Genomic DNA, 17,940 nt, shown 5'->3' with positions numbered 1-17,940 from the left:
TTGTTACTGAATCACATTACAAATTAGGTTTAACGCATGCAACACGTACTTCAAGATTCGAACACCCATTATATCATTGACCTTTCGCGCTATTTAAAAGTGTTGAGGCAGAATTGGTTTAAGATTTTACTTTTTTCCTCATTAGTGACAATCCTTAGCATATTGGTGTTAGTTCAAATTGCACCTAAATATACCGCAACTGCGACGCTATTGATTGAAGCCCAAGAAGCTCAAGCTGTTTCGATCCAAAGTATACCTGGCATCGATTCTACTCAAAAAGAGTACTATCAAACTCAGTTTGAAATCTTAAAGTCGAATCAGATTGCAAGTCGTGTGATTGATACATTGAACTTAGAAGATCTGCTGGAGTTTAATCCTACACTTGGTGAGGAAGGGGGGATAATGAGTAGTATAAAATCATTGCCTATATTGTCCTCATTATTTACCAAAGAAGTGGATGAGCGATCACAAGAAGCGATTGATGAAGCAATACACCAAAAGGTGTTAGGTGTGTTTCATCAAAAGTTAGTGATCGACCCGGTAAAGAATACTCAGTTGGTGAATATTAGCTTTACCTCGGAAGATCCTGTACTGGCAGCTGAAGTAGCGAATGCCGTCGGTATAGCTTATATCGAACAGAACCTCGATGCGCGATTAGAGCTAACGACTTACACCACTAACTGGATAAACAGTCGATTAACAGGCTTACAAGAGACGCTAATGGCCTCTGAGAAAGCTCTGTCAGACTATCTAGTACAAGAAAAACTGATCGATGATAGCGGAATCGACTCTTTAGCCAGTAAAGAGCTTGCGAGCTTAACGGAGCGTTTGCTAGAAGTGCGTGATCGTCGTATTGAAGTGTCGTCTGCGTATTCAGCATTGAAATCCACCAGTGCGAGCGATATTGCTGCAATTTCATCGATTCCAGCTATCTCAAATCACCCACAAGTTATTGCGATTCGAGCGGCTGAACTTGAAGCTCAAAACGAAGTGAATGAGTTGAAAAAGCGTTATGGTGCAAAACACGACAGAATGATTGCAGCTATCGCACGTCTCGATGCTGTTGAAGCGCGTGCAGAAAAAACTGTAGGGCAATTAATTACTGGTTTTGCTAAAGAAGTCCAAGCATTACGTAGACAAGAATCTTTAATTCAATCAACGATCAATACACGTCGTGATGAGTTCCAAGGTTTATCGGTGAAGAAGACTCGTTATGAATCGTTAAAGCGTGATGTTGAAACCAACCGAGATGTATTAAATGTCTTCTTAACGCGTCAGAAAGAAACCAGCGCGACTCAGGATTTTAAAGCGTCGAATGCACGTTTTACCGATAAAGCGATGGTGCCTCAACTTCCAGCGTATCCAAAGAAAAAACTCATTGTTGTTCTAGCATTTATTGCGAGTTTTGGGCTAGCGATTGTGCTTGTTCTGCTTAGCGATATTGTCAAGAATACGATTGAGTCAGCCAAGGACTTCGAAGACCGATTTGGTCTTATACCATTAGGTGGAATACCGAGTATCGAATCAAAACGCTTTAAGAAAAAGCCACTGGATAATAGCGTGTTGTTTGATAATTCCGAGCTATCCTTTAGTGAGTCTATTCGCTCAGTACGTACCTCATTGATTCTGAATAGTAATGGAGATAAGCGTTTGGCTGTAACATCTTCACTGCCGTCAGAAGGGAAAACAACCGTATCGATTAATGTTGCGATGGCGTTTGCCAAGTTGGAAAAAACCGTATTGATTGATTGTGATTTACGTAAATCGTCAGTCGCAGAGCGCTTTGGTTTGAATAAGTACCAACAAGGTTTGAGCAATCACCTGATGATGGGAATGGATTTAGCGGATTGTTTATACAAAGATGAGCAATCTGGATTAACGATATTACCCGCAGGTATGTTAGCTTCGACTCCTCAAGAGCTCTTAAGCTCTGATAAGTTTGCCGAGCTATTGGATACCCTTGAAACCCAATTCGACCGAATCGTAATTGATACCCCACCAAGCTTACCGGTGAGTGACTCATTGATAATTGGTCAGTTGACTAAGAATGCGCTTGTGGTTGTGAAAGCGAATGAGACCAAACAAGACGCGGTTAAGAAAACCTTTAGCAAGTTACTGCAACATGAAGTGAAAATTGCAGGTGTGGTGATTAACCAAATTAGTCAGCAGCAAGCTAACCTAGAGTATGGCTACGGGCAATATGGTGCACAGCAAGGTTAAGTAACATAAACTTTTGGCTTTTTTGAGCTAAAATGAATGTGTAGAGCCACCTTACTTTCTTACGGGAGTAAGGTGGCAAACGTTATATAGCCACCAATAGTTGTAGAGCCACAACGTCTAGCTTATTTGGGTAAACGTGGTGATTCGGTTGGTGAGAAGCTTTGCTTAAGGTTAAAGGAGCCAAAGTCGTGTTGATATCTGTATGTGCATGTACTTACAAGCGAGAACATTTAAAGGATACATTGGAAAGTCTTGATGCTTTGACGGTTCCTGAAAATGCAGAGATCGAGATTGTGATCGTTGATAATGATCCGAATCAGTTTGGTAAAGCGATTGTTGAAGAATTTTCTGCGCACTCAACCCTCCCAGTGAATTACTCGTTTGCCGGCAAACGAAATATCTCTTTTGCTCGAAATCAATGTATAGAAAATGCGAATGGTGAATGGGTCGCATTTTTGGATGATGATGAAGTTGCAGACTCTGAATGGCTTGTGAATTTACTGCAAACAGCGACCGATCATGATGCTGATATCGCTTGGGGACAAGTGGTGTCATTGTACTACCCTGAAACACCGGAATGGATTATCGAAGGTGGTTTCTTCGAACGTACAATCCATGAAACCGGAAAGGTATTATCAACTTGCGCTGCAAATTCGACGCTAGTAAAAAGAAGCGCAATTAATGATCAACGATTTGACTTATCTTATGGGCTGTCGGGTGGTGAGGATTCAGAGTTCTTTAATCGTCTTCATTTAAACGGTGCTAAGATTGTTTATTGTAAAGAAGCAAAAGTAAGTGAATATATAGAACACAATCGATTGAATATCGAATTTCTAAAAGCAAGAAAATATCGAATTGGCTGTACTTATACTAAATATAGAACAAACGATTATTCAAACTTAGATACGATTAAATATTTCTTTGATGTGTTAGCAAAGTTAATCGTGACAACAATATCCATTCCTTTTTTCGCATTAAAGGGAAAAGCAAGCTACTACAAAAAATTATTACAGATGTATGATAAGTTGGGTAAGCTAAACTATTTATTTAATAAAGAAGTTAAAGATATTTATTAGTTTGTTTTTGAATGGTTCGTCTTTAATTAAAACGTCGAACAGAGAAATAGATTAGAACAAATAAGCATAGACATTGCTATAAAGTGGTTATAACTCAAACCATTGAATCGTACGACAGTGAGTGCCTTACCCAAGCATTTCATTGAAAAGAAAGATGAAGATAGTATGTATCAATTACAAAGACGAGATGTTTTTTGATGATTATAAGTTTTAGTAAAGAAAAAACACACGAATTTGCAAAGTCTCTTCCTTTGCTGTTGTTGCTGATATTTGTGACTGATGTACTGAATCCAAGTTTAAGTGTAAAAAACACGCTTATGGAGTTGGATTTATCTGCAATCACAGAGTCGCAAGGCAGTGGCGCTCTAGTGAAGCAAGTCTACATGATTTTGTTACTATTCTTTTCTATTTATATGTGGGGCACACACAGCGATAGGGCAGAAGTAAAGAGTGTTAATAGGTCAACAATTCTGCTGTTGTCATTATTTTCTTTGATGTTTGCGAGCATGATTTGGTCAGACTTTATCATGTTGACCGCCAAACGAGCGATATTTCAGACAATGTTGGTCATTGTTATCTATTCGTCGGTCATGCTACTCGGAAGCACAAAGCGAGTAATGGAAACTATTTATATTTACTTTGTGGCTTTAGCGGCATATATCTGTTTATTTACCATTGTTTTCCCAGGCTACGCTTTTGATGTAGGTGGGGAGATGAGTGCCTTTTACACTGCAAAGAACTATTTAGGATTGGTGGCGTTTTTTGGTTGTTCAATTTCTTATTACTTTGTCGGTTTAAATAAACGACATAGCGGTAAGATGCTAGCGCTTTGGCTTCTTATCCTCCTATTAACTCAATCTAAAACCAGTATCTCTTTGATGGGGATGATTTTTGCCTATAATGCGATCTCTAGAAACCATCTACTAATAAGCTTGACCACTAGAACATTCTTATTCACTGTTCTAGGTATATTTTTTATCGTCCCTCTAGTTACCTATTTTTACAGTAGCGTAGACTTTTTTGATGTTTACGGTAGTTTCTTTGGCACCATTGACTTAACTGGCCGAGGACAAATTTGGCAGCTATCTATCGAGCAAGTTAACCAAAATCCTTTCCTTGGTGTCGGTTTTGCTGCATTTTGGGGAACCGGTGTTATTCCGGATATGTTTAATATTCAATACAGCTTCTTGCAGTTTATTAACCAATCACACAATGGCTATATCGATACTTTAGTTCAGTTAGGGACTGTCGGTTTGGTTGTCGTCTTAACGATGATGATGTCACTGTGGAAAGAGCTAATGAGTATTAAAAATACGTTTCTTATCAATACGTTCTTCTTTTGTGTTATACACAATGTAACGGAATCAAGTTTCGTTCGAGATTCACACCTAGTGTGGATTATGATTTTGTTTATGCTATCGATTAGTTTCTTAGAAAATAATACGAAAGAAGTTGAAAATACTTCACCGCAACAGTAGCAAAACTTCCAACTCCTTTAAGGTACTCTCAATTGTGATGAGATGTACGGGCGAGGAGTTGGTGTGTTAATGCCACTATATAAATAGATGTGCGTTTGCTTTTAACTCAGAGTTAATTGTGTATGAATAGGAATTTAAGTTGAAAATTTTACATATACATCAAGACTTTCCAGATGGAAGACATTATCCATATACCAACGCTGTTTTTAATTTAATTCGAGAGTGCAAACAGTCAGACGATAAGATTGAGCACTATGTTCTCTCAGTTAATCGCACTTCCAATCCCTTCAAGTGTTCTATCCAGGATTTTGATGCAGGTCTATCAATTGTTTACTGGAGCATTCCCAAACCTTTTATTCATCGATTTACGATAGCGATATGGAGCTACTTCATTTGTCGCATTTTAATCAAGCGTGGGATTAACATTGATGTGGTTCACTCACATAAGCTCACGACGGAAGGGGTGTTTGGGTTTTATCTGTCACAGAAACTTAAGGTCGCTAATCTTGTTTCAGTGAGGGGGGGATCAGATTTAAGAAATATCGAACGGTTGCCTGATTGCCGTGGGTTTTTTAAGAAGATTTATATGTCGGCCTCATCGCTGTTCTTTGTAAGCCCATGGGCGAAAGAGCCATTAGAGCGCGCGTTAGGCTGTGAGCGTAATGATCAGGTTAACTTCCCTAATATGTGTTACTCAGCGTACGACAGTGAAAAGGTCAGCGCCACAGAGAAGAAAAATTACATTACCGTATTTGGGTTTAAGCAGTATAAGCGCAAAGGCATCGTACCATTATTAGAATCCATTACAGATTTAAAAAACCAAGGTGTCGACGTTAATTTAGATGTTGTTGGCGGAGGTGATGATGCGGTTAAAGCGTTATTGCAGTCTCTCGTAACGGATCTTGGTATTGAGGACAGAATCTTTTTTAAAGGGCAAGTCAGCCAAGCGGAAGTGGTGGAACTTGTTAAATACAGTAAAGCACTTATTTTACCGTCAGAGGCTGAGACTTTTGGCATGGTGTATGTTGAATCCTTGTTGGTTAATACTCCGATAGTCTATGTTAAAGGGACTGGGATTGACGGCTATTTCGATGATCCATCGGTTTCAATTGGTACTCGTTTAGAATCGGTTGATCGCGTAACAATCAGTAAAGCCATCACCGAACTCGAATCTCAATTTAATGAATATTCTAACAATATAGAGCAGCTAGCCAGTCAAGGTTATTTTGATGGCTTTTATAAAGAAAACATCGTCGATGTCTATAAAGGTAAAATATATGACTAATAGGGTTATAAGTAGCGTAAACATAGAGGAAGTGAAATGAATAAGTCGAATAACAATATCCTGCTTATTGCGTCTGCTGGGGGACATTTAACTCAAGCATTATGTGCAATCAGTCAGTGTGAAAAAGTCATTTTGTGTACTAACTCTAAGGACTTTTCTGACCATAGAGTTAAGAAAATACTTGGGATTATTGATACCCAGTTTAACTACTTTTATCACTTTCTGAATGTTTTCATTGCTATGTATTACATACTGAAATATAAACCAAAAAGTATTATTTCAACCGGTGGGCCGATTGCACTAGGGTTCGGTGTTGCATCAAGAATATTGCGTACTAACTTTGTTTATCTCGATACCTTGTCTCGGGTTCAAGAGTTATCTAATACAGCTTCATTTATTCACAAACATAAGCTGGCTGATGACATGTATTGCCAGTGGGAAGCGATGGCAAAGGAAAAGAACCTCAAATATATCGGAAAATGTTTTGATATATTGAATGAAAATGTTGATGAAAGTGCGTCATACCATACGACGGATACGCCAACGGTATTTGTGACCCTTGGAACAAATGACTATAAATTTGATCGTCTTCTTGAAAGGATCTCCAAACTGAGTATCTATCAAGACGAACGCGTTAAATGGATCATTCAAACTGGGAAATCAACGCTGACAAATCCTCCTGCAAACTATGAGGTTTATGATCTTTTACCTCGAGACCAAGTCGGTGGTATTGTCAAAGATGCGTCATTAGTGGTCAGTCATTGTGGTATTGGTAGTATTCACCTAGTACTCTCTTACAGTAAGAAGACGATGTTCTTCCCAAGAGTGGCAGAGCACAACGAGTTTTCAGATGATCATCAATTGCAAATTGCTAACGAAATCCGCAATGTAAACTTTGATGTTATTTTCCCTGAGGATGAGTTTACCGACATTACTTATGAAGAACTGTGTCAGTATCGCATTTATGATGAAGAACGTGACATCATAAACCAAGATTTTGCCCTTAAATTCAAGGACATTCTAACAAGCTAGATGGTATATTTCTTTCTTTTAGGGTGGTACTATGCCGCCCTTTTTTAATGTGCAGTGACGACAAGGGAAAGTTGTGAAAATTAAAAAAGAGCTGAATAAAGCCATTTTATCGAGCCTGCTTGGAAAGTATTTTCTCTATATATTCCAAATCGTATCATTAGCCATATTATCTCGCTTGTTTACGCCTGAAATGTTTGGTGTTGTAGCGGCATTTCAAGTTTTCATACTTTTCTTCCAATTGATCGCAAACTCAGGTTTAGCGCCTGCGGTCGTATATAAAGGTACTCTAACGACTGAAGAACGAAATGGGATTTTTTCGGCAACATTGTTGATCGGAATTGTTTGCTCAATCGTCTTTCTATTCGCGACGCCATATTTAGTCGTTTGGTTAGGGTTGGAGTACGTTGAAGTACTCTCATGGGTATTGGCAATTAATGTGTTGTTCTCAGCACTGTCAATGCTACCAATGGCATCGTTGCAAAAAGACGCCAAGTTTATGATTTTGGCGCGAGCTGAAGTCTATGCAGAGTTAATTTCATTGGGGATTACCCTAATACTGTTTTACTTTGGTTACGGTGTTGAAGCATTGGCAAGTAAGTTACTCTTCGTGCCGGTGTTTAGATTTGTATTTTACTATCTGCAATCAGCCGATACTGAAATTGGACGCGCCAGTTTTGGGCGCAACGTCTCCGCTATTTCCTCTCTCTATGCTTTCGCTAAATTCCAAGTTCTATTTAACGTTTTGAACTACTTTTCAAGAAACTTAGATACCTTGTTGATCACCAAGTATTTTGGTGTGGCAACGGTCGGTTTTTATGAGAAGTCGTATCAAGTGATGCGTTACCCACTTCAATTGTTTACCTTCGCAATAACACCTGCATTGCAACCGGTCTTAACCAAATATAAAGATCAGCCCGATGTGATCGAGAAAGAGTATTACCCGATAGCGTTTAAACTCGCGATGTTAGGGATCTTCGTATCATCAGTTTTATTCTGGGGCAGTGAAGAGATCGTCTTTATTATGTTTGGTTCTCAATGGGCAGAAGCAGGCGTCTACTTAGCGATTTTCTCAGTAAGTATTCCATTACAAATGGTGTTGAGCTCGACAGGTGGGATTTATCAAGCAGTGGGTGCATCCAAGTTGCAGTTCTACTGTGGGGTATTTAGCTCAATTGTTAACGTAGCGATGATCATTTCGGGCGTTTTATTAACCGATTTAGTTTTGTTATGTAAGTTATTGGTAGCCGGCTACGTGATCAATTTCATTCAATGCTTCTGGCTTATGCACAAACGTATATTCAAAAGTTTGTCACGTACGAACCTATTGCTTATTTTTGTTCTAATTTTAGTTTCATATCTAAATCTGTTGTTTTTTAATGCAACTACACTGGTCAAAGATGGACTGGTTTATTTAGATGCGTTTATCTATCTATGTGTACTATCAGGGATGAGTTTGGTGTTTACAGGAGTATGTTATGTGTTACTTCAAAAGTTTTATTGGAAGTAAAGCATTTATAGCCAGTTTAGTCTTTACAGTATTGTTGTTTTCTTGGCCACACCGCGATGCCGAGGCCTGCTCCATTTATGTTACTAATGGGGTTTCTTCGGTAGATTCTGATGAAGAACCAGCTGAAGATGATCTCTTTTTCGACATTGAAAAGGCGTTGCAAAATAGCGTATCGGGCGACACCATTTGTTTTAAGCAAGGGATTTATTCCGCATTTGGTATCAGTGACATTGATGGCGGATCGGATTATATAACGATACGTTCAGTACCAGGTGAAGAGGTTGTGATTCTTAGCCACAACTATTCTGGGACGGGCGTTGCTATCAAAAATTCGAAGAATATTGTGGTATCGGGTTTGAAAATCACGGGTGGCTTGTACGGGATATATTCCACGGGTTCATCGGATATGACTTTCACCGGTAATAACATTTACGATATCGGCCAAGAAGGTATCGTCATCAAGTCAGAAATCTCTCAACAGCCACTATCAAATTTTGTTGTTCGCAATAATGTCATCAGCAATATCGGTAAGAAAAACTCTCAATATGGAGAGGGTATTTATCTTGGTGATGGTAGAGATAACTATAACGAAGAGCTCTACGATATTGAAGTTGTTGGTAACCACATTTTCAATTCGGGCAATGAAGCGATCGACGTAAAAATTAACGCCAAAAATGTCCTAATTAAGTCGAATACCATTACCGATACTCAGCTTCACTTTAATGGGGCGATCACTGTTGCGACTGCGGCGAGATACGGTGAAGATTCTAACGTTAGAATTGAGCACAATAACATTTCAGGTGTGACAAATATCAACGGTTATCGAGCAAACGGTATTGCCGTTGGTCATGGAAACGTGGTGATTAAAGATAATGTCCTCATTGAGAAAAGTGATAACTTCATTGGCGTCTGTGTATACACAACATTTGTTAATCGAAATGCGAATACTGTGACGGTTGAAAACAACAATATCATTACTTCTGGTGACAAAGTAGTCGAGAAATGCGCCAATGGTGGCATGGAAAACATGAACGAAGCAGCCAACGTAGTTTACAACTAAGGCTTATTTCCAAATAACGTTGATTCTGAAGTGAGTTCTATTTGCAATTGATAGTACTAATAATAAATAAGCAATTCTAGCGGTTCTCTTCGCTTCATTTAAATTTACCACTCTGATTTAACAGAAATATGTTTAAAACAACACACTAATATAACTCAGATAAATATTGGTGTGGGTTTTTATGTGCCATGTTAATCAATGTGACATATTGAAACAGAGTGTCTTAAACCTGAGATGAGTGAATAATGTTGTCATTAGTCATTCTATTTCTCGTTGTGTTGACCGACTAACAAGTGAATAATAGTCGTATGTCTAATTTTTGATATATAAATGGACTAGATTAAGTGATCTGTGGCAAAAAACGCTCGAAATAATACAGTATCGACGTGCTAGTTAGAACGTTGATGAGATAGAAAAAAGCTCATAATAAGAATAAATAAGTATTGAAAACAAGTGTATACGTCTACCGATTGAGACAATCTTAACGGTAAAATGGTTGGTTAGATTGAGCAAGTGGGGAGCTATAACCTAAGGGCGGTAGCGTACTTAATTCACAGCTTAATTCATGAAAAACTCACAGCTCAATTCATAAAAATATATAAAAAATAGGTAAATTCCACAGTTATGAAACATGGAAGTCGTATTAAATATCAGGGCGAAGAATCCGCAGTAGCCTTCAAGATTTTTGACCTCACGATTATTACCTCTCTTTTCTATGGACTGTCCATTTATTATCTTGGTTCGTTCGACATCATTTATGAATTAACACTGGCAGCCGTGGTGGTGTTATTTTATTTGGTCGCTGAGATAGCAGGCGTCTATTTAACCTTCCGATTTTCTACCCTACGTGACATATTTATTGCCATCCTTGCTTCCTGGACGGTGTGCATGGCGATCACGTTAGGCGTAAGCTTCTTTTTAAAAATCTCTGAAGATTATTCGCGTGTGGTGATGGGATCTTGGTTTATTTTCACACCACTCTTGCTTATCGGCTGGCGTTTCGCATTTGTCTATGTGGTTCGCCTCCTGTTTCCAGCTGAAATGGGCAAGCGTAAAGTCATTGTCATAGGTGCGACACGTTCTGGAATTCAGCTTGCTCAAGAACTTAAGCAGCGTGGTCGCCAGAGTGAGGCATTGGTTGGGTTTTATGACGATCGCGGCGTAGATCGAATTGGTTTAGTTGGCTTGCCTGCGCCAATTCTCGGTCGGATTGATGATGCCTTAGAATTAGCCAAAAGCCATTCAGTGCAAGAGGTATACATAGCACTGCCAATGGAAGCCTCTAAGCGAATTAAACAGATTTTAAATGCGTTCGCCGATGCCAATGCCCGAGTTCATGTTGTTCCCGATTTCTTCACATTCGACCTCATGCAATCGCGCCTCAAGAACGTCGGCAATATGGTGACACTTTCAGTCTACGATTCTCCTTTCTATGGATTAACCTCGATAGTGAAGCGGATTGAAGATGTCGTATTTGCATCCATAATAACGATTTTGATAAGTCCAGTGCTTTGCGCGGTGGCGATTGGCGTAAAACTCTCGTCTCCTGGGCCGATTATCTTTAAGCAAGAACGGTACGGCCTAGACGGTAAACCGATTCTGGTGTGGAAGTTCCGCTCAATGAAAGCGATGGATAACGGCGCAGTGGTGAAGCAGGCAACCAAAGGTGACCCACGTATCACTAAGTTTGGCGCGTTTATTCGTCGCACCTCGTTAGACGAATTACCACAGTTTATTAATGTTATCACTGGGCAAATGTCCATCGTGGGGCCTCGTCCACATGCGGTGGCACATAATGAAGAGTACCGTAGCCTAATAAACAAATACATGCTGCGTCACCATGTCAAACCGGGTATTACCGGGTGGGCACAAGTGAATGGTTTACGTGGCGAAACAGAAACACTGGATAAAATGGAAAAGCGAGTTGAATTCGATTTAGTTTATATCCAGAATTGGAGCCTATGGCTCGATATAAAAATAATATTCTTGACCGCATTTAAAGGGTTTGTAGGTAAAACAGCGTATTAACCGTACGCTGTTTTCACATAAAGCTTTTACATAGCACTTTTTCTTATAGCTTTCTAATAGATGTACACACATAAAAGGGTAGATGATGTTGAACAAAATAATGAAATGCGCACTGTTGGTGTTAAGTGCCTGTTGTTTCTTTATAAGCTCTGCGCAGGCAGCATATACGTTGGGTGCAGGGGATACGATTCGAATCTCAGTTTACGGAGAAGAAGAACTCTCATTCGACCAGTACCTTATCGACAGTGGTGAAGCTCTCGATTATCCATATGTGGGTGTCATCGATCTTAAAGGTAAATCGCCTAAAGCATTGCAAGAAGCCATTGCAGCAGGTTTGGATGGTAACTACCTGATGGATCCAAAAGTCACGGTTAACATTGTTAAATATCGCAATGTCTATATTAATGGCGTTGTGAATAACCCCGGTGGTTATGAATACCAACCCGATTTAACGGTACAAAAAGCGATTGCACTCGCCGGTGGCTTTTTAGCGAAATACCGTAAGACTAAGGGTATTTACTTAACCAAAGCAAATGAAACGCAAGGTTTAACCCAAGATCAAATTGAAGACTTGTTAGATAACAAGAAAAAATCGGACTTAAATGATCCCGTCGGCCCTGGCGATACCATTTATGTGGTGAGCTCTTTTTGGTAAGCCGACGTTATTTATCGTGGTTTTCATTTAGCATTTTCTATTGGTAAATTCTCATTTATTTAATGAGAACGGATCAACGAACAAATTAGGTTTATTGCATGCAACAAGTATTACAAGATTCAAATTCAGATCAGGAAGAGTTCATTGATCTATCTCACTACCTAAAAGTGTTAAAACAGAGTTGGTTAAAGATCATTCTATTCACTTTTATGGTGACGGTTCTGGCGATACTGATTGTGTTGCAAATTACACCTAAGTACACCGCTACTGCGACATTATTAATTGAAGCGCAAGAGAACAAAGCAGTTTCAATTCAAGAGGTGGTTGGCATCGATTCAAGTCAAAAAGAGTACTACCAAACTCAATTTGAAATTTTAAAATCAATCCCGATTGCTAAGCGCGTAATCGAAAAACTCAATTTGGCGAATAACCCTGAGTTTAATCATACCCTCAATCATGAAAAAACATTAAAAGACAGCATTAAAGAAATTCCATTGATTGCCTCCTTACTTAAACGAGATGGCCCGAAACCATTACAAGAAGACATCGATGAAGCGATTAAACAAGGTATTATTGGCAATTTTACTAATAATTTGGTGATTAGCCCTATAAAAAACACTCAGTTGGTTAAAATCAGTTTTACTTCGCAAGATCCTAAGTTGGCGACTAAAATCGCCAATGAGGTTGGGCGTTCTTACATCGAACAAAACCTCGAAGCCCGTTTAGAGGTCACTAAGTATGCCTCGGGTTGGATTTCTGAACGCTTGGCAGAGCTGCAAGGACAGTTAGCTGCTTCAGAGAAAGCGTTATCCGATTATCTAGTCAAAGAGAAATTGATCGATGACAGTGGTATTGATGCCTTAGCTAGCCAAGAGTTGGCCAGTTTAACTCAGAGCTTGTCTGAAGTCCGTGATCGCCGTATCGAGGTAGAATCGGCCTATTCTGCACTAAGAAATGCCAATACTCAGGATGTCGCGTCAATTACCTCGATTCCTTCGATTTCCACTCACCCACAAGTGGTGGCAATACGTCAAGCTGAGTTAGAAGCGAAAAACGAAGTCAATGAGCTGCGTAAACGTTATGGAGACCGACACGACAGAATGATTGCTGCTCAAGCCAGGTTAGATGCGGTAGAAGAGCGTGCGGCAGAAACGATTAGCAATTTAGTCAGTGGCTTTAGCAAAGAAGTGCAAGCGTTACGTAAACAAGAAGCATCACTTCAAGCAACGATTACCCAACGCCGTGATGAGTTTCAAACGCTATCGGTGAAAAAGAACCGCTATGCATCGCTTAAGCGAGAAGTCGCTACCAACCGTGATGTCTTAAATGTATTTTTAACTCGCCAAAAAGAGACCAGCGCAACACAAGACTTTAACTCAACGGTGGCCCGCTTTGCCGCTGAAGCTGAGATTCCACAAGCACCAAGTGCGCCTAAAAAAGGATTGATTGTTGTTATTGCATTCGTTCTGAGTTTTGGCATGGCGATTATTTTGGTGTTTATTGGTGATGCAGTGAAAAGCACTATTGAGTCGAGCAAAGATTTTGAAGACCGTTTTGGCTTGATTCCACTTGGTGCGATACCTCGTATTAAAGCCAGTCGCTTTAAGAAAAAACCCCTTGATAATACGGTTTTATTTGAAGCTCACGAAGTCGCATTTGGAGAATCAATCCGTTCAATCCGCACATCGTTAATGCTTAATAATAAAACCAATAAACGTTTGTCGATTACCTCTTCCTTACCATCAGAAGGAAAAACCACGGTTTCAATTAACATTGCTATGGCCTATGCTAGCCTAGAAAATACCGTATTAATTGACTGTGACTTACGTAAATCCTCAGTGGCAGAGCGCTTTGGTTTGAAGAAGTTTCAACAGGGACTAAGTAATCATTTACTCATGGGTGCGGAACTTGCTGATTGCTTGTACAAAGATCAGAAATCAGGCTTGACCATCTTACCTGCTGGCATGTTGACGACTAATCCGCAAGAGTTACTGAGCTCCCCTAAGTTTGCCGAATTATTAAATACTCTTGATCAACAGTTTGATCATCTGATTATCGATACTCCACCAACACTTCCTGTCAGTGACTCATTGATTATCGGTCAGCTAACTAAAAATGCACTGCTGGTCGTTAAAGCCAATGACACCAAACAAGAGTCTGTCAAAAAAGCTTTTGCTAAGCTAATTCAGCATGAAGTCAATATTCAAGGCGTGGTGGTTAATCAGATTAGTCGTAAGTTGGCCAGTGCCGAATATGGCTATGGGGAATATGGACAGTATGAAGCCCAACCTTAATCTCTATAATGATAATGTCCGTATTTTAGTTGTATATTTCCTATGAAAAAGAAAGATAGCAGTATTATAAAAGAAACTGGTATTGTTGGTGGCGTACAGATAATTCGTTTGCTAACAGGACTGATTCGAAATAAATTAATCGCGTTGTGTTTTGGCACACAAGGTGTCGGTATATGGGCAATATTTTTATCATTTTCTGAAATGATGCAACAAGCCAGTTTTATGGGTATGGATAAAGCTGGCGTTAAAACTATTTCTGAGCACTTTGAGAATCAACGACAGCAACTTATAGCGATAAGAGTTATTCGCTGGAGTTTTCTAGTTAATTCACTATTAGTTGCATTAGGCATTACAGTCTTTTCAGATTACTTAGATGCTAAAGTTTTTTCGACTGTTGGCTCCGGGGTTAGTATATTAATAGCGGTTTATCTAGTCTTTAATTGCAATGCTTTGTGTACAACATCTCTACTTAATGGTTTAAGAGAAATAAAAAAATATGCACTCTCACAACTATTTGGAGTGTTAATTGGAAACTTAGTTGTTTTCTGTACTCTACCGTTCATTAACTTAGAGTATTTGCCATATTGCTTTATCATTATCGGTGTGAACAACCTTGGCTTTGCCCTATACTTTTATTTAAAGCTTAATATACCGCAACAGTCAGCAACGTGGTCGGAACTATTTTCTTGCTATAAAAGCATTCTTAGTATTGGCATTGGCTTTTGGTTGCCAGCACTTTATATGGCATTTATTGAGTATCAGATTAGACAATACCTAATGACTAGCCTTAGCGTTGAGATGCTTGGAGTATATCAAGCATGTTGGACAATATCGAATATGTATATAGGTATTATTCTTTCATCTATGGGAGTAGCTTTATTTCCTAAACTATGCCAGATAATTCAAGATAAAAATCAAGTAAATAAAGTAATTAATGATCAAATTACCCTTGGATTGCTAATATCTGCTCCTATTATTTTGGGAGTTTTTATATTTTCATCTGAGCTTCTTTTTCTGTTGTATAGTGAAGAATTTGTACATGGTAGCTCAATTATACAATGGCAAATGCTAGGGGTTGCTATGAGATTGTTAGGTTTTCCATTTGGTTATGCTTTGATGGCAAAAGGTAAATCAAAACAGTATATGATATCTCAATTTATATTTGCGACCATTAATTATATACTAGTTGTTGGTGTTGTTGAAATGTATGGAGAAAGTGGGTTAGGTATTAATTATCTAATCTCATATGCTCTATATTTAGTAATGATGTTTATATTTTGTAAAAAAGAGATTGGATTTACTTTTTCGGCAGTACTAATTAAAACAGTTATCTACATAGTTATTTTTCTTTCATTATCATTTTTTATTGTATATTTGGATTCTTATATATATAGATATACTTTTGGGTTGTTTATTATTTTTTCATCAATAATCTTAGTAAATTCAGCATTAAAAAATAATTATTCAATCAACGCTATGGAATTTATAAATAACAAGTTGAGAAGTAAGTTTTGAATATTAGATTCTTAATTAAAATATTACCAAAAATATCAATAATCAAGTCTGTTTATTATTCCTTTAAGTTTCGAGGGAAAATAATAATTGGAAAGAATTGTAGATTGTATTTAAAGAAAGATGCAAAAATTTCATTTGCTAATAATTATTCATCACTATACTTAGGTATACATTTTAACCGTATTGAAGGAACAATTTTAGATCTGCATGAAAACAGTGTTCTTCATGTCGGAAAATCAGTCGGAATTCACCGTGGCTCTAAAGTAGTTGTTCGAAAAAATGCAGTGTTAAGCATTGGTGATAATACGTTTTTTAATGAAAACTGCCGAGTTCAATGTGGAAAAAAGATATCTATTGGAGAATCAACCTCTATCGGGTGGAATTGTAATATATTAGATTCTGACCTACATGGTATATATATAGATGACAAATTATCAAATATGGACTCACCTATAGTTATTGGTTCCAATGTGTGGATTGGAGCCAACTCTATAGTGCTAAAAGGAGCAGATTTGAGTGATAACACTATATTAGGTATATCATCGGTTTTTAAAAGTAAGTCATCTGATAGTGGCTACATATATGCTGGAAATCCAGCTGTAAAAATAAAAAAATTCGATAAGTGGGGAGTGATGTGAAAGTCTATTTTAATAAGTTTGTACCAAAATCTGTATACACTATTATTAGGCATATAGTTAGATATATAAGATTATCAAAAAGCTATTTTTATGATTTTTCTAATTATTATAAATATTCAATGAGCCTTGATAATAACAGTAAAGATAAATTAATATCAAAAATAATAATGGACACTCATGTTATAGAAAAAGGGCTTTCTATGCCAGAACGGCATTTAGGCTTTGCCATTCCAAGACTAGTAGTGTTGTTAGAAAATATTATTTTTTATATAGAAAGGTACGGTATTTCTGATTGCCATATAAACCATGGATATTCAGTTGTTCAAGAGTATATAGAATTACATGAGAAAAATGATGTGGCGGTCGACAAGAGCGTGTTATCTCTATTTTCAAGGTTTGATAGTCTGATGCCAGATAACAACATAAAGGCAAATAATACTGAAGACATTACAAAACAAGGTTACTTTTCAAAAATAAACGCACCATTTTTTGAGTTTTCTGATTCTCGTTCTTCCGTGAGAAATTTTTCTGATGAGCAAGTCGACCATGACTTAATGCTGAGTGTCCTAGATCATTGTCGTAATGCACCATCAGCATGTAACAGACAGGCTGTAAGAGTGCATCTATATGAAAAACCTTTGGATATTCAAAAGATTTTAGACTTACAGGGAGGCTCTAGAGGCTTTAGTCATTTGGCTAAATTTCTAATAGTCGTTACATTTGAATCTTCAAAGTATTTTGAACAACAAGAAAGAAACTTAGGTTATGTTGATGGTGGTATGTACGCTATGAATTTATTGTACACACTTCATGCTAAAGAGTTAGGAGCTTGTATATTAAATGCTTCACATGACCCAGCTAAAGATAGAAAAATGCATAGAGTGACTAATGTACCCGACTCAGAGGTCTTTGTTGCTATGATAGCTGGTGGCAAGGTAGCTGAGTCTCTAAACATCGCACAATCATACAGATACCCTCTATCAAATTCGCTTACAGTTGCTCCTTAACAATGATAATAAGAAAAAAAAATTTATATCAGAGTTTAGCTGTTATTTCAGGTATATGTTCCATCCATATGTTTGGGTTGTATCATAGTATATCGGATAAATTATATGATTTAATAGATGTCATATTTTATGCAGTAGTTTTCTT

The 17,940-nt window shown here is 38.1% G+C and carries 13 protein-coding genes; all 13 read left to right on the top strand.

Features of this window, described 5'->3' with window-relative positions; genetic code table 11:
- The first annotated feature begins 36 nt into the window (after nucleotides 1-36).
- The 13 genes from ACWU4D_RS14040 to ACWU4D_RS13980 all read left to right on the top strand — a co-directional run bounded on the left by ACWU4D_RS14040 (nucleotide 37) and on the right by ACWU4D_RS13980 (nucleotide 17,795).
- Nucleotides 37-2,220 (top strand): GumC family protein, encoded by a 2,184-nt coding sequence (locus ACWU4D_RS14040; protein WP_456052070.1) that lies wholly within the window; start codon nucleotides 37-39, stop codon nucleotides 2,218-2,220.
- 188 nt (nucleotides 2,221-2,408) lie between these two features.
- Complete coding sequence (locus ACWU4D_RS14035; RefSeq protein ID WP_456052069.1) at nucleotides 2,409-3,296, top strand: glycosyltransferase family 2 protein; 888 nt, start codon at nucleotides 2,409-2,411, stop codon at nucleotides 3,294-3,296.
- 197 nt (nucleotides 3,297-3,493) lie between these two features.
- Entirely contained in the window at nucleotides 3,494-4,774 is a 1,281-nt protein-coding gene (locus tag ACWU4D_RS14030; protein ID WP_456052068.1) for an O-antigen ligase family protein, read from the top strand.
- Between the two features lie 139 nt (nucleotides 4,775-4,913).
- Nucleotides 4,914-6,059 (top strand): glycosyltransferase family 4 protein, encoded by a 1,146-nt coding sequence (locus ACWU4D_RS14025; protein ID WP_456052067.1) that lies wholly within the window; start codon nucleotides 4,914-4,916, stop codon nucleotides 6,057-6,059.
- A 36-nt stretch (nucleotides 6,060-6,095) separates the two neighbouring features.
- A complete protein-coding gene (locus ACWU4D_RS14020) occupies nucleotides 6,096-7,091 on the top strand; it encodes a glycosyltransferase (RefSeq protein ID WP_456052066.1) in 996 nt (331 codons plus the stop codon).
- A 73-nt stretch (nucleotides 7,092-7,164) separates the two neighbouring features.
- Nucleotides 7,165-8,598 (top strand): oligosaccharide flippase family protein, encoded by a 1,434-nt coding sequence (locus tag ACWU4D_RS14015; protein WP_456052065.1) that lies wholly within the window; start codon nucleotides 7,165-7,167, stop codon nucleotides 8,596-8,598.
- Nucleotides 8,567-9,658 (top strand): right-handed parallel beta-helix repeat-containing protein, encoded by a 1,092-nt coding sequence (locus tag ACWU4D_RS14010; RefSeq protein WP_456052064.1) that lies wholly within the window; start codon nucleotides 8,567-8,569, stop codon nucleotides 9,656-9,658. Before ACWU4D_RS14015 ends, ACWU4D_RS14010 begins: the two co-directional genes overlap by 32 nt.
- 624 nt (nucleotides 9,659-10,282) lie before the next feature.
- Nucleotides 10,283-11,686: an undecaprenyl-phosphate glucose phosphotransferase gene (locus ACWU4D_RS14005; protein WP_456052063.1), complete on the top strand. Its 1,404-nt coding sequence runs from the start codon at nucleotides 10,283-10,285 to the stop codon at nucleotides 11,684-11,686.
- Nucleotides 11,687-11,771: 85 nt separating this feature from the next.
- The gene (locus ACWU4D_RS14000) at nucleotides 11,772-12,341 is read left to right on the top strand and encodes a polysaccharide biosynthesis/export family protein (protein ID WP_456052062.1); all 570 of its coding nucleotides are present in this window, start codon (nucleotides 11,772-11,774) and stop codon (nucleotides 12,339-12,341) included.
- A gap of 98 nt (nucleotides 12,342-12,439) precedes the next feature.
- The gene (locus ACWU4D_RS13995; RefSeq protein ID WP_456052061.1) at nucleotides 12,440-14,635 is read left to right on the top strand and encodes a GumC family protein; all 2,196 of its coding nucleotides are present in this window, start codon (nucleotides 12,440-12,442) and stop codon (nucleotides 14,633-14,635) included.
- A gap of 42 nt (nucleotides 14,636-14,677) precedes the next feature.
- Nucleotides 14,678-16,150 (top strand): oligosaccharide flippase family protein, encoded by a 1,473-nt coding sequence (locus tag ACWU4D_RS13990; protein WP_456052060.1) that lies wholly within the window; start codon nucleotides 14,678-14,680, stop codon nucleotides 16,148-16,150.
- The gene (locus ACWU4D_RS13985) at nucleotides 16,147-16,788 is read left to right on the top strand and encodes an acyltransferase (RefSeq protein WP_456052059.1); all 642 of its coding nucleotides are present in this window, start codon (nucleotides 16,147-16,149) and stop codon (nucleotides 16,786-16,788) included. Before ACWU4D_RS13990 ends, ACWU4D_RS13985 begins: the two co-directional genes overlap by 4 nt.
- The gene (locus ACWU4D_RS13980) at nucleotides 16,785-17,795 is read left to right on the top strand and encodes a nitroreductase family protein (RefSeq protein WP_456052058.1); all 1,011 of its coding nucleotides are present in this window, start codon (nucleotides 16,785-16,787) and stop codon (nucleotides 17,793-17,795) included. Before ACWU4D_RS13985 ends, ACWU4D_RS13980 begins: the two co-directional genes overlap by 4 nt.
- Nucleotides 17,796-17,940: the final 145 nt, after the last annotated feature.

The sequence above is a fragment of the Vibrio phycocola genome (assembly GCF_053850235.1).
The sequence above is the reverse complement of the archived record's forward strand: the minus strand, read 5'-3'. Positions and strand labels throughout refer to the sequence as shown.